16 protein-coding genes are annotated in these 12,988 nt (G+C 40.9%); 14 read left to right on the top strand and 2 right to left on the bottom strand.

The window, feature by feature from the left end:
* Positions 1–131: 131 nt before the first annotated feature.
* Positions 132–566, top strand: a complete 435-nt coding sequence (locus AC1DWN_RS08550) for a MarR family winged helix-turn-helix transcriptional regulator (protein ID WP_477558477.1) — start codon at positions 132–134, stop codon at positions 564–566.
* An 87-nt stretch (positions 567–653) separates the two neighbouring features.
* Here the strand turns inward: AC1DWN_RS08550 and AC1DWN_RS08545 are convergent, their stop codons facing one another.
* Positions 654–1,553: an SDR family oxidoreductase gene (locus AC1DWN_RS08545; protein WP_477558476.1), complete on the bottom strand. Its 900-nt coding sequence runs from the start codon at positions 1,551–1,553 to the stop codon at positions 654–656.
* A gap of 555 nt (positions 1,554–2,108) precedes the next feature.
* Here AC1DWN_RS08545 and AC1DWN_RS08540 point away from each other — a divergent pair.
* The 7 genes from AC1DWN_RS08540 (at position 2,109) to AC1DWN_RS08510 (ending at position 6,601) form a co-directional block, all read left to right on the top strand.
* Positions 2,109–2,471 (top strand): response regulator, encoded by a 363-nt coding sequence (locus AC1DWN_RS08540; RefSeq protein WP_477558475.1) that lies wholly within the window; start codon positions 2,109–2,111, stop codon positions 2,469–2,471.
* Between the two features lie 102 nt (positions 2,472–2,573).
* On the top strand, positions 2,574–2,945 hold the full coding sequence (locus AC1DWN_RS08535; protein ID WP_477558474.1) for a GntR family transcriptional regulator: 372 nt from the start codon (positions 2,574–2,576) through the stop codon (positions 2,943–2,945).
* Positions 2,946–2,996: 51 nt separating this feature from the next.
* Positions 2,997–3,770, top strand: a complete 774-nt coding sequence (locus tag AC1DWN_RS08530) for a hypothetical protein (protein ID WP_477558473.1) — start codon at positions 2,997–2,999, stop codon at positions 3,768–3,770.
* A 17-nt stretch (positions 3,771–3,787) separates the two neighbouring features.
* On the top strand, positions 3,788–4,408 hold the full coding sequence (locus AC1DWN_RS08525; protein ID WP_477558472.1) for a hypothetical protein: 621 nt from the start codon (positions 3,788–3,790) through the stop codon (positions 4,406–4,408).
* 72 nt (positions 4,409–4,480) lie between these two features.
* Positions 4,481–4,639: a hypothetical protein gene (locus AC1DWN_RS08520; protein WP_477558471.1), complete on the top strand. Its 159-nt coding sequence runs from the start codon at positions 4,481–4,483 to the stop codon at positions 4,637–4,639.
* Between the two features lie 235 nt (positions 4,640–4,874).
* Positions 4,875–5,582, top strand: coding sequence for an ATP-binding cassette domain-containing protein (locus AC1DWN_RS08515; RefSeq protein ID WP_477558470.1), 708 nt, complete (start codon positions 4,875–4,877; stop codon positions 5,580–5,582).
* 131 nt (positions 5,583–5,713) lie between these two features.
* Positions 5,714–6,601 carry a DMT family transporter gene (locus AC1DWN_RS08510; RefSeq protein ID WP_477558469.1) on the top strand — a complete coding sequence of 296 codons (888 nt, stop codon included), beginning with the start codon at positions 5,714–5,716 and terminating at the stop codon, positions 6,599–6,601.
* Position 6,602: 1 nt separating this feature from the next.
* Here AC1DWN_RS08510 and AC1DWN_RS08505 read toward each other — a convergent pair whose 3' ends face one another.
* Complete coding sequence (locus tag AC1DWN_RS08505) at positions 6,603–7,283, bottom strand: cupin domain-containing protein (protein WP_477558468.1); 681 nt, start codon at positions 7,281–7,283, stop codon at positions 6,603–6,605.
* Between the two features lie 106 nt (positions 7,284–7,389).
* Here AC1DWN_RS08505 and AC1DWN_RS08500 point away from each other — a divergent pair, with 106 nt between their 5' ends.
* The 6 genes from AC1DWN_RS08500 to AC1DWN_RS08475 all read left to right on the top strand — a co-directional run bounded on the left by AC1DWN_RS08500 (position 7,390) and on the right by AC1DWN_RS08475 (position 12,874).
* Entirely contained in the window at positions 7,390–8,370 is a 981-nt protein-coding gene (locus AC1DWN_RS08500; protein ID WP_477558467.1) for an ROK family protein, read from the top strand.
* 680 nt (positions 8,371–9,050) lie between these two features.
* A complete protein-coding gene (locus AC1DWN_RS08495) occupies positions 9,051–10,064 on the top strand; it encodes an ABC transporter substrate-binding protein (RefSeq protein ID WP_477558466.1) in 1,014 nt (337 codons plus the stop codon).
* Between the two features lie 16 nt (positions 10,065–10,080).
* Complete coding sequence (locus AC1DWN_RS08490; RefSeq protein ID WP_477558465.1) at positions 10,081–11,070, top strand: FecCD family ABC transporter permease; 990 nt, start codon at positions 10,081–10,083, stop codon at positions 11,068–11,070.
* A 1-nt stretch (position 11,071) separates the two neighbouring features.
* The gene (locus tag AC1DWN_RS08485; RefSeq protein WP_477558464.1) at positions 11,072–11,851 is read left to right on the top strand and encodes an ABC transporter ATP-binding protein; all 780 of its coding nucleotides are present in this window, start codon (positions 11,072–11,074) and stop codon (positions 11,849–11,851) included.
* Between the two features lie 39 nt (positions 11,852–11,890).
* Positions 11,891–12,397 carry a HugZ family pyridoxamine 5'-phosphate oxidase gene (locus tag AC1DWN_RS08480; protein ID WP_477558463.1) on the top strand — a complete coding sequence of 169 codons (507 nt, stop codon included), beginning with the start codon at positions 11,891–11,893 and terminating at the stop codon, positions 12,395–12,397.
* Between the two features lie 15 nt (positions 12,398–12,412).
* The gene (locus AC1DWN_RS08475; protein ID WP_477558462.1) at positions 12,413–12,874 is read left to right on the top strand and encodes a DinB family protein; all 462 of its coding nucleotides are present in this window, start codon (positions 12,413–12,415) and stop codon (positions 12,872–12,874) included.
* Positions 12,875–12,988: the final 114 nt, after the last annotated feature.

Raw genomic sequence — 12,988 nt, 5'->3', positions numbered from 1 at the left:
CGGTATTGTGTTTATGCGAGTTATGAAAACATAAAGGTGTAGTCGTTTATTGATTATTCTAATGTTATACTATCATAAGGAAAGATCAATAAATTCATCAACGGCTTTATGCTTTGGAGAGGAATTGTAAGATGAAAAATATCCTTAACAATGACCTTATAACTAACTGGTTGACATTATCGCATATACAAATGAGCGTATCGAATGAGTTAGAAGTTAAATTGCAAGAGAACCATGACTTATCTTTAAAAGAGTTTTATTTGTTGTTATTTTTGTCTGAGGCATCTGAGAAAAAGCTGAAATTGCAAGAGTTGGAGTCATTGGTTGGTTTAAGCCAGAGCGCTTTATCTAGACTTGTCAGCCGATTTGAAGCAAAAGGCTGTGGAGCTTTGCAAAGACATGCATGCGATAATGATCGCAGAAGCATTTATACCTCTTTGACGCAGATAGGTCAAGACAAGATCGACAAAGCACAAGGAACCTTTAAAGAAACGTTATTAGCAGCTTTTCCCGAGAAAGATGTAGAACAACTGCTGCAACAAATGCTTCGTGCAAAACAACAATAGAGTTTCCCTTATTACGAAAAGACCTTTCGCCTGTATTCATTAGGCGGGAGGTCTTTTCGTTACTTAACTAACACCGTTTCTCGTCTATTAGGTTTCCGTCATGACACCACCATTGACATGCAGAACCTGACCTGTAACGAAAGACGAATCGTCCGAAGCCAAATAAATGTATGTCGGAGCGAGCTCGAACGGCTGTCCTGCTCGTTTCATAGGCGTCTCTAAACCAAAGGTTTTCACATATTCCGCTGAATAGCTGGAGACGATCAACGGCGTCCATATTGGTCCTGGTGCTACAGCGTTGACGCGTATTCCACAACTTACTAATTGTAGGGATAAGGAACGGGTAAAAGAGACAACAGCTCCCTTTGTTGAAGAATAATCGACCAAAAGCGGTGCCCCCGCATAAGCGGTTACGGATGCTGTACTAATTATAGAGCTGCCCGAACAAAGATAAGGAAGTGCAGCTTTAGTCATATAAAAGTGAGGAAAAATATTTGTACGATAAGTATCTTCCAGCTGTTCGTTTGTGATGTCCATAATGCACTTCTGAGGAAACTGGACTGCTTGATTAAGTACTAAAATATTTATTTTTCCAAAATGCTCTACTGTTCTTCGAACTGCTTCAATAGAGAAATCCGGATAACGCAGATCACCCTCGATCAGCAGACAACGACGACCGTATTTCTCCACCATCTGCCGCGTCGCTTCCGCGTCTTGGCGTTCGTATAGATAGACAATGGCTACATCAGCACCTTCTTTAGCAAATCCAATGGCGACAGCGCGGCCAATGYCACTGTCTCCCCCTGTAATAATAGCTACTTTGTCGGTTAGCTTTCCGCTTCCTTTATATTCAGGGTTATCGGATATCGGAATAGGGTTCATTATATATTCCAAGCCAGGCTGTGTGTCTTGATGTTGGGGTGGAAACGTAATGGGCACTTGCTTACATTTAGTATCTTGACCGAAGTAAGGGTATTTCGGAATCATCGAAGGATCCTCCATTATTGTAGGTTGATGTAGGATATTCGCCTAATTGTTTAAAGGTGAAGGAAGGGTCTTAATAAGATGAGGCTATTTGCCTCTATTTACACAAATACCGCGCCACTTATCCGAGCGACTCTCCGAGTATTTATACAAATACCGTGCCATATCCGAGAGTATCTCAGAGAACTTTGAATGTTTACATATTCGGGCTTCTGTGTCCGCCTCCTTCCCGTGACTGATTAGGTTCAATATTTGAAATTAAATGAAGCCGCTAAAGGATGAGTTGCGATTTAGTGTCATGATGTGAAACTAATTATGGTGTCAGTGCATTCCGTGACCTCTTTCCGATGGATTAACTGCAGATTCTGAAACTAAATCCGCTCAAAGCCCATGAAGACTCGCATTAGTTTCAAAATGTGAATTTAATTTTAATATTAATTAGAACCAGGGCGTCTTCACTCCGACATCCTATAGAAAATTGAAGTATTGGTCTTTTGAGATATTTGTGAGAAAGGTTTGATAGAATGCCATAGAAGTCGCTAAACAGAGGAGAATATAATGACGGCCAAAATCCTGATCATCGATGATACCAAGTTTATGAGGGAAGTACTCAAGAACATATTCCTATCCAGCGGTTATGAGGTGGTTGCCGAAGGAAGTGATGGTAGCGAGGCAGTTCAATTATATAAGATGTATAAGCCTGATTTGGTGACGATGGATATTACGATGCCTGAAATGGATGGGATTTCAGCATTGCTGGAAATAAAGAAGTACGATCCGAAAGCTAAAGTGATTATGTGCTCGGTCATGGGTCAGAAGAGTTATGTTATCGCCTCGATTATAGCTGGCGCGAAAGACTTTATAGTAAAGCCAATCCATAAAGAAAGGGTCCTCGAGACGATTGACAAAGTATTGTCTTAAAGATCGAACCATGAAGCATTGCAACTTAGGTTTGTAACTTATTTACAATTTATTTGTACTAGTGGAATAATACAATCATGTGATAAGGCAGGTGATGTGTACGTGCTAAATTTTTATGAATTGAAGTTGAATACGAGAGAGCCCGTATACTTGCAGGCTGCCTTGTATGTGAAGAGGAAAATATTACTCAAGAATGCTGTTTCAGGAGATAAGCTGCCGTCAAGGCGGGAAATAGCCGCGCAGCTGAACATTAATCCGAATACGGTACAAAAGGCATTTAAGCTTATGGAGGATGAAGGTTATGTACGCACTAGCAGCACTCAAGGAAGCGTAATATTCGTTGATGATGCTATTTTGGGACGTATTGAGGCTGAGCTTACTCATGAGCTAGTCAAGGAGTTCATAGGTTCAGCTAAGGACATTCATTTATCTTTCAAGCAGGTAGTTGAGCTTATAAGCGAGCTTTGGGAATAGTATTTTTTTGAGGACTTTGTACTAACACTATAATACAATCGAGGTGTTTTCATGAAAGCCTATTATCGATTACTGCAGTATGAATTTTCAACGTGGTTCAGGGCGATTATTTTACTGTGCATCGTTGCAATCATTGTTCCCCTTTATTTATTGTATTCGGCCGTGAAAGATTATAATGAATATTCGGTTACGGAACGGTTTGAAAATATTTATGCCTCATCAGGTTCTATCCTTGTATTCCTCGTTTGTTTAGCAGCAGCATGCGTTTTTTTCTTGAAAACGATTTATGCCAGCTACTGGGGCAGCAAAAGTATATATATGTACTTATCTTTGCCTGTAAGGCGTGAATCGATCTACTTTAGTAAGCTAACTGTCTTTGTAATTTGTCTGCTTTTACTTTTCGGAGCACAGCTCATCAGTATAAAGCTAGGTTATGAGCTCGTATTGTCCAAGATAGAAAGCTATGGCGAGGGGCAGTTTTCCATGGCTAATGGACTATTTCTTGCCTTTATTCGTTCAGATTTTTTTCGAATGATCATGCCTTTTAGCTTTAGCGGAGTCTTATCCTCTATTTGTATCCTACTTACAATCGTAACAAGTTTATACTATGGGGCTTTATGCGAGCGGAGCAAGAGGTACTGGTGGCTTACCGTCATCGGAGCAGCAGTTATTATTGTTCTTAAGGTACTAAGCTATCGCATGAGTGAATCTTTGCATATCGTCACTCCAAGTCATTTGTATCCAAGCAGTATAATACTGCTTTTAATTAGCGGGTTTTTCATGTGGCATAGCATCAAGCTCATAAAAAATGGGGCCATTGCTTGAGAAAGGGGGGGGAAGTTATGGGTAAGCTGAAAAAGCATTCTGTTCTAATTGCACTAACGGCGGCGATTATCATCATAGTCGTTATGTCCACGAGTATATATGCAAAGAAGGATCAAGGAACATTTTATGTAAGGGATTTGCAAGGTTCTAGAGAAGCGATAGAAGATGCAGTGATCAGCGGGGAGCTGAGGGATGGATATCACCAAACAAGCTTTCGAATTGAAAGCGGGCTTGTGAAAACGAATACGGAGCTATTCGATCAGCCGATGTATGCAGCCCCGAATCAACCACTTACATGGGGTGCCAAATTAATAAATGGCGTGGAATATTATATTTCGAATGGCGGTCCAGTTTTTGAAGTCGTTGCGAGCAAAAGAGTTCGATCCGCTTGGATTCCAGCTGGCACTGCAACCGTAAATCTGCCAGTTAACTATCAAAAATCTAGCCTGAATGAGAACGATAATGATAATTCCTTCACCTATACAAATCATCTTGAATATGGGCTTGCTAATATTGGAGAGAAGGTCTATTTCACACTACCTACAACAACGGATTATACGGGTAACAATGGGATATACGAGCTGAAATTTTCTGATAATTGGGGCTATAGGGCAATAACGGGTGACAGCGGGAAGTAAGCTCGAATTGTTACTGTAATAAGTCTCGATAAAAATAAGACCGGCTTCAATTCAAGCATTGAAATTCTCGGCTTGGAGGCAGTAGGCAGCAGTCTTGCACTCATTTTAGTGGAAGATAATGAGCTTATTATTCGCGCATATGATAGTGAAAGCGGAGAGCAGCTGGGAGAAGCGAAGTTACCGAATTTCTTCTTAGCGGGGGGCAAATCCAAACGGCGAGACGTACTCTGAAAAGTATGAAGCATTCAACGATAACGAACACAATATTCTAAATATGAGTTTTAATCGGTACACTTCTCAGCCAGTTCCAGTATGATGTCGTGCTTCCTAAACGGTTTATGATTTATGTGTATCAAACATCGAAAATGATCTATAATGGTGAACTCATTACCGATATGAACGAAGATAACATAAGAGCAATGAATTTGACTCCTCAGCATGGCGGATTTGGATACGACCAATTGAGTTGAAATATGTAGAAAAGCGCTACCCAGGCAGCAGTGAGTACTTATACGTTGACAGCCTTACAATAAATAATGGTGAAATAGTAGGGATTCTTGGGGGAAATGGCAGCGGAAAAACAACACTGTTAAAGTCAATCATGGGAATTGGAGAGATTCAGAACGGAAGTATTACATTAGAAGGAAGGCCTGTGACAGAGCAGTATGATCATATTGCATTTATTACGGAGGAGGGCAGCTTTCTTCCTGACCTGACACCAAATCAATACGCGGATTTTCTAGCTGGCTTTTATTATAAATTTGATAGGAAGCATTATGACAAGCTCATTAGCTTTTACGGACTGGAACCGGAGCGAAAAATAAAAACCTTTTCCAAAGGGCAAAAGCTAATGCTCGAAATCAGCGCTGGCTTCTCCAAATCAGCAAAATATATGTTGCTGGACGAACCCTTTCAGGGTAAGGACATATTTACTCGAAAGGATTTTTTGAAGCTTATGGTCTCCAACTTAAAAAGTGATCAAACCGTACTTCTTACCACACATTTAATTGAAGAAATCGAACATGTCATCGACAGGGCAATCATTCTTCATAAGGGTAGAATCAAAGCAGATTTTTATATAGACGATATGAGAGAACAAGGGAAAAGCATTAGCGATGTGATGTCGGAGGTTAGTGGATATAAAGGGAATCGATATAAGGAAGTCTTAAAATAAGCGTGACATTTTACCACATCATTGATGTGGTTTTTTTGTGAATAATAATTGCAATTGATAACTCGAATAAAGGAGCGTATGATAGTTTTTATGCTTATTTTTTGGGAATCTGACATCAAGGGGATTAATTCATGCAAAAGCTAACGAGGCTGCAAACCATTTTGCTGCTCACTTTTTTAATTATCGTATGGGGAATAAATTGGCCCTTATCAAAATTCGCATTGGCGTATATACCGCCAGTACTATTCTCAGGAGTAAGAACGCTTCTGGGGGGCATTTTACTATTGATAATTGCTATTCCTAGATATAAAAGTTTGCATTTTAAAGGTACGTGGATGATTTATTTGATATCAGCCCTAGTTAATGTCATTTTGTATTACGGACTTCAAACCATAGGCCTAAAATATTTGCCAGCAGGACTTTTCTCAGCCATTGTGTTTCTTCAACCGGTACTGGTCGGCATATTTTCATGGATGTGGCTCGGCGAACGTATGAACGGTTTTAAAATTGGGGGGCTTATTCTTGGTTTTGCTGGGGTGGGCATTATCTGCAGTGGAGCGGGAGGCTTGTCCGGTCATATTTCAGTAACGGGCATTTTGCTAGCACTGGGATCAGCACTTAGTTGGGCTTTAGGAACGATTTATGTCAAAAAAACGGGGTCCCGCGTGGACCCAATCTGGCTTGTGACACTTCAATTGCTTATTGGCGGCTTGTTCATGACCGCATTGGGAACTAGTGTTGAAAGCTGGTCCGACGTAACTTGGAAGCCAGCTTTTATTATGACTTTGTTATTTATTTCGATATTTGTTATTGCGATCGGCTGGTTAGTGTTTTATAAGCTAATGGATTCCGGCGAAGCGAGCAAGGTGGCTTCATTTACATTTCTTATCCCTTTAATAGCCATACTGACAGGTACTCTATTCTTAAATGAGCCATTTACTTTTTCATTATTGATAGGGCTTGTGTTCATCCTTCTCAGTATCTTTTTTGTAAATAAGCGGCCTTCTCGCGGTAATTGATTTACCTATATCTCCAGCCATTGCCGATAACAGGCTGCTGCTGCGCGTAATTAAAATTTTGATACGGCATATGTCCATACGGTTGGTTGTAGTAAGTTTGATTCGAATGTGATGGATTTGCTGACGATTGATCTTGCTTTCTATTTTGATTGCAATGGAGAGGTGGTCCGATGACTACGGTTTCTGTAATAGGAGCAAATGTTTCCTTTACTTGTTCCTCATTAAGGCAATACGTATGAGCAAACACATTGGCAGGCGTTAATCGTAATAAATCGGAAGCACCTATGAATTCTGGAACCGGAGCATCAAATATGGCTAGTAAATGTGTATTGTCGACAGAAGCAATTTCATAATGCCACCAGCCCTGAGGCACATTAGCCACTTGTCCAGGAGTGATAGGGAAATTGAGAAGTTCTTTCGTGAATGGATTAATTAAGGAAACAACTGCTGCGCCTGAAATACAATAGACTAATTCGGTAGCATTTTGATGGGTATGGGGCTCAATTACGTTACCTGTGCTTAGAAAAATATCTAGCAGAGAAACATTGCCTAACGTATTTAGTTGGTTAATGGAAAGTACATTAATAAAATTTGAGTTATCTTTCTTGAAAAAAGTGTTGGTATTCACATCGTACGAAAACTGTACGGATGGAGATGTAAAGTCCATATAAGAAACGGCCACTTTTATTTCCTACCCTTCATTTCAACATAGGCTTTTGACTGATGGGTTATCTTATGTGTTTGATGAAGAGAAAGTGAACCTTTTATGAGGAGGCCTTTTTTCCATTATGAGAATTTTAGCTGGAATTGATATTGGGGGCACTAAATGCTCGGTAAGCTTGGGCAAGCTGGTGAATGATGAAATAGAGGTAATCGTCAAACGCAGCTTTCTAACACCTTCGACTCCCACAGAAACGATTCACAAATTGCTGGCTACTTTAGAAGAATTGCTTCAAACTTATAGCCACGACGCCCTTGAAGCCATTGGAATTAGCTGTGGAGGTCCATTAGATAGCAAGCGAGGGCTTATACTGTCACCGCCTAATCTTCCGAATTGGGATATGATTGACATCATAGAGCCGTTTAAACAGCAATATCAGGTAACTGTGGGATTGCAAAATGATGCCAATGCTTGTGCTCTAGCAGAGTGGAAATGGGGGGCAGGCAAAGGTTGCAGCAATATGATATTTCTTACCTTTGGTACGGGCATGGGAGCAGGACTCATATTAGATGGTAAATTATATAGTGGTACGAATGATATGGCTGGTGAAGTAGGTCATATGAGGATGGAAGACACAGGGCCTGTTGGTTATGGTAAAGCAGGCTCCTTTGAAGGCTTCTGCAGCGGAGGCGGAATCGCTCAGTTAGCGAAAGCTATGACTCAGCAAAGTATTCAAGCGGGCCATTGGCCATCCTTCTGCAGATTCGCAGAAGAATTGTCCATGATCACGGCTCAGAAGGTTGGAGATGCTGCCCAGCAAGGAGATTCACTTGCTTTAGAAATTTATGAACGAGTAGGCCGAAAGCTAGGGAGAGGACTCGCTTTATTGGTAGACATTCTTAATCCGGAGCGTATTGTGATTGGCAGTATTTATGGTAGACAGCTAGATATTTTAGAGCCAATAGTTATGGAAGAATTGGAACGTGAGGCATTAAGTTATGCTTTGTCTGTATGTCAGGTTGTGCCCGCAGGTCTTAATGAACAGGTAGGTGATTATGCGAGCCTGTCGGTTGCTTTGCATGCTTTGGAATGTTTGGGAACGGAATAAATCACTCCAGGCAATTCAGTCATATTAAGTGAACGTTGGAATACCGTCTTAGTCATTCCATTTGTAAGCATTGGTGTGGATCCACAATCGACTTATAAATTAAAAGCATTTTTCTTCCGGAATTACCATAGGCAAAATGCGGTCGGAAACGATGGTTACTTCGTACCTTAGCTTACATTTCTCCCGCAAAGCGCCTTCAGCGTCCGAAAGACGCCGAAGGCGCTGCAATTTTACATATGGTTCGTAGTTCTACTAAGATGGGCATTTCCCTTTTCAATTGAGGGAAGTATCATAAATGAACTATTTAATGAAAATCAATTTCTCACAGCTATAAAATCTCAATGTGAGGATGTTACGAAGTAATAACTAGTTGAAGGGAAACTAGCTCTCTAACTATAACGATAAGAGCGGGGTAAAGTCTAATATAGGCTTTGTCCCGCTCTTTTTCGTCTTATAATTTCTTAAAATTGTTCATATATTGCACTAACTGAGTGAGCGGAATCGTCCTCATTAAGCACCCAAAACGATACCCCAGGATTGACGTGACAAGATTTCCAATAATTTGCTTGACAGATGATAGTGATAACCATTATCATAATAACCGAAAGAGACAATGAAAATCATTATCATTTAAATTGGTAAATGATTATCAAAAACATACATATGTGGAGGGGTAAATTTTGAAAAAGTTATTATTGCTAATGCTTATTGGTGCTTTTAGTGTGATGACGGCATGTTCATCGACCAATACAGCGGAAAATCAGCCTAAAAGCGAGGCGGCAACAAATTCTCCAAATAAGGAAACGAATGAAAGTAACACAGCCGAGAAAACTGACGCTGTATATAGTTTAGAGAACGATGGTGTCGATGAAGCATTGTTCAAGGAAGCATTAGGTCAATTCCCTTCTACTGTGCCGGATCGTATTGTTACGACATCAGTTCCATTAACAGAGATGCTCTACTTGCTTGGTATAACTCCTGTAGGCGTGCCAACGTCCACTAATCCCATTCCAGCAGATTTTGACACGATTGAGCGAATTGGCTCACCGATGGCACCGGATCTTGAGATAATGACTAAGCTTGAGCCAGGGTTGATTCTTGGCGCTGAGTCACTTCGCAGCACAATAGACAAAAACTTAGAAGGCCTTGATTTAGCAAAAGCATATTTAAAAACAGAATCATTCGATGATTTGAAACTTAGCATTAAAGTATTGGGAACTTATTTTAATAAAACCGAAGAGATGAATGCGGCATTGATCAAGATATTGGAAAAGGAAAATGAATTGCTTAAACAAGCTGAAGGCAAGGAATTGCCGAGCGTTATGCTGGTAATCGGAACTTCGGATTCATTCATGGTGATGAGTGAACGTTCTTACTTAGGCAGCTTGGTGAAGAAGCTTGGTGCAGACAATATTGCCACTTCAGTGTTAAAAGTTACTGAAGCTTACTCTCCTATTAATATGGAAAACGTAGTAGCAGCTGATCCTGATATTATTCTTGTACTCGCTTCAGGCGATCATGGTGCGTCAGAAGATAAGTTTAAGAAAGAAGTAGAGAAGAACAGCACATGGACTCAACTTTCAGCATATAAAAACGATAAAATTCATATTTTGGATTACAGTACTTTTGGCGTAACCTCAATCATTAATGCCGAGAAGGCTCTGACTGAAATCGCTAATTATTTCTATGAATAACTAGAGGAGATAGCATGTGATAAATACATCTCGAAGCAGGCTGATTGTTATTTTAACGTTAGGACTTGCAATCGTTGCCGCGATAATCGCAATTGGACTAGGCAGTGTGCCCATCTCGATACCTGAAATATTAAAAACGTTATTTGGTTCAACATCCAAAGCGGTTAATGCCACAATCATATGGGAAATTCGATTGCCGCGTGTATTACTGGCACTGATCATTGGTGCGAATATAGCGGTATYGGGCGCGCTTTTGCAAGCTGTAATGGGTAATCCGCTAGCTGATCCTGGTTTGACGGGCGTGACCAGCGGTGCAGCTGCTTGTGTGCTTGTCATTATGCTGGCGGCACCTGAATACACGCAATTTATTCCGATTGCCGCTTTTGTCGGGGGATTAGTAGCTGCAACTATTGTTTATGCACTGGCATGGAGACGGAATGGCATTTCACCGATTACAATCATATTATCTGGCGTAGCGGTGAATGCCTTGTGCGGGGGAGTAATTGGATTTTTGACGATTATGTACAGTGATCGGCTCCCAGCCGCGGTTCAATGGCTTAACGGCAGTCTCGCAGCGAAAGGGAATATAGCCCTATCGATGGTCTTCCCTTATGCGGTTGTCGGTTGGATATTATCCATATTCGCTATTCGCAAGGCGAATATTATACGGCTGGGCGACCAAGTCGCATCTAATCTAGGCGAAAATGTAAATCGAATTCGTATATTATTGTCGTTATTGGCTGTATTCTTAGCTGCTATCTCTGTAGCGGCTATTGGCATGATTGGATTTGTTGGTCTTATCGTACCGCATATGGCTAGAATGCTGGTTGGTTCTGATTATAAGTTTATGTTGCCAATGAGTATGGCACTAGGAGCACTTGTTCTGTTAATTGCCGATACGGGAGGACGTACCTTGTTCTCACCTCTAGATATACCTTCCGGTATACTCATGGCTGTTATCGGAGCACCGTATTTTCTGTACCTAATGAGAAGGAGGGCATTCTAACATGTTTACTGTTGATTCTGTGTCCATACGCTATGAGCAGAAAAGTATCATCAACAACTTCTCCTTCTCCGTTAAACAAGGTGAGATTATGTCTATAATTGGACCGAACGGTTCAGGAAAATCTACTTTGCTCAAAGCAGTATCGCGTCTTATTCCTTATCATACAGGCTCAGTGGTGCTCGATGGTACAAACTTGAAAACAATGACTGCCAAACAAGTTGCTCGTAAAATGTGCATGCTTAGTCAGAAAAACCAAGCGCCGAGTGATATGACGGTGATCAATCTTGTCTCTTATGGTAGATATCCTCATAAGAAATGGTTCGAAAAATTAAATCATGATGACATGGAAATCGTTAGTTGGGCGCTTGATAAGACACATATGACAGAATACAAAGACCGAACGGTCGCTTCTTTGTCCGGCGGTGAATCACAGCGTGCATGGATTGCTATGGCTCTTGCGCAGCGTCCGAAAATTCTGTTGCTAGATGAACCGACGACTTTCTTGGACATTTCTCATCAGCATGAAGTACTAGAGCTCATTCGAGAGCTTAACCGAGATATGGGCATGACCGTTGTGATGGTTCTGCATGATCTTAATCAAGCATCTCGTTACAGTGATAGTGTTGTTGTCGTTCAGGCTGGGGAAAAGGCGATGAGCGGCACGCCGAATCAAGTCATGACAACGGATATGATCCGAAAGGTTTATCGGATGGATTCAGAGATTCAATATATTCCTTCTGAGATGAAGCCGCGAATCCATTTATTAAGTACGGTTAGGTAGTTAAATGAAGGCAAGAATATGATTGATGGAGGGTTTATTTTGAAAAAACCAGTTGATTTGGAGAAAAATAAGGAAAATTATTTGAATTTTATTGCGACTCGCAAGATTGTTATTCTGAGTCTAATAGGTGATGAAGGCAAGCCATTCATTAGTTATGCGCCATTCGTTAAGAAGGAAGGCAAGCTCTACATATATATCAGCAAGATCGCCGATCACTATAGATATATGGAAAGCAATGATTTTGTTGATGTGATGCTTATTGCTGACGAGTCCGAAACCAACAATAAGTTTGCAACAGAACGGGTGCGTTGGAATTGTACAGCTAGCAACATTGGCAATGATGGACATGAGGATATCTTCGAATTGTTCAATAACGATCACGGTGCGAAAATGATGGATTTGTTGCGCGGACTTGATTTCTCGTTGTTTGAGATGACTCCTGTTGATGGCCGTTATGTTGTAGGATTCGGCATGGCATTTGATCTGGACGTAGATGCGAATAAATTCGAACATGTTGTAATTGATAAGAAGAAAGAAACGGTGTAAAGGAGCGAACCCCGAATGATTTATTCTACAGTGCTGCCGATTTGGCAGGCGATTCAAGAACGTTTCCACAAGACGGTAAAGGAATTGCCTGAACAGGACCTCGGCTTGCAGATTGGTTCGGCAACAATTGAATCTCTAATTCGCCATAGCGCAGAAGTTGAATATATGTTTGCTGATTGGTTTTTTGGTAAGAGTAAACCGGTGGAGGATAATTGGAGCAAAGGTGATGACGCGGCGCTTACTACTAGGAAAGAAGAATTAGTTGAGCTGCTGACATCTTCCAACGAAAATTTGCTAGAAGCAATGCGTGCGCTTCCTGAGGATGCATGGCATAAGCCTGTTGAGTCGTCTTTCGGAACATCGACACCATTAGAAGCTATAGGTAGACTAATGTATCACACGGGGATTCACTCCGGGCAAATTTCTCTTATTCAGAAAAATGCTCGCAGTAAAGAATCTCCCCAAACAACAGTATAATATGTCTTTCTTACTTAGTTAGTAAAAATCTTAGCATTTAGACTCAAGCAAAATTGAGTCTAAATGCTTTTTTTATCGTAGCGTCCAGCATAAAGGTAGAGTTGGCATGTGAAA

The organism is Paenibacillus sp. P4_A7 (assembly GCF_056402455.1).
This window is presented reverse-complemented; position numbering and strand designations above follow the sequence as displayed.

What these genes read in the sequence shown, in the direction of transcription:
- AC1DWN_RS08550 (WP_477558477.1), top strand. Translation starts at nt 132, where the DNA reads ATGAAAAATATCCTTAACAATGACCTTATAACTAACTGGTTGACATTA.
- AC1DWN_RS08485 (WP_477558464.1), top strand. Translation starts at nt 11,072, where the DNA reads ATGTTTACTGTTGATTCTGTGTCCATACGCTATGAGCAGAAAAGTATC.
- AC1DWN_RS08540 (WP_477558475.1), top strand. Translation starts at nt 2,109, where the DNA reads ATGACGGCCAAAATCCTGATCATCGATGATACCAAGTTTATGAGGGAA.
- AC1DWN_RS08510 (WP_477558469.1), top strand. Translation starts at nt 5,714, where the DNA reads ATGCAAAAGCTAACGAGGCTGCAAACCATTTTGCTGCTCACTTTTTTA.
- AC1DWN_RS08500 (WP_477558467.1), top strand. Translation starts at nt 7,390, where the DNA reads ATGAGAATTTTAGCTGGAATTGATATTGGGGGCACTAAATGCTCGGTA.
- AC1DWN_RS08525 (WP_477558472.1), top strand. Translation starts at nt 3,788, where the DNA reads ATGGGTAAGCTGAAAAAGCATTCTGTTCTAATTGCACTAACGGCGGCG.
- AC1DWN_RS08475 (WP_477558462.1), top strand. Translation starts at nt 12,413, where the DNA reads ATGATTTATTCTACAGTGCTGCCGATTTGGCAGGCGATTCAAGAACGT.
- AC1DWN_RS08530 (WP_477558473.1), top strand. Translation starts at nt 2,997, where the DNA reads ATGAAAGCCTATTATCGATTACTGCAGTATGAATTTTCAACGTGGTTC.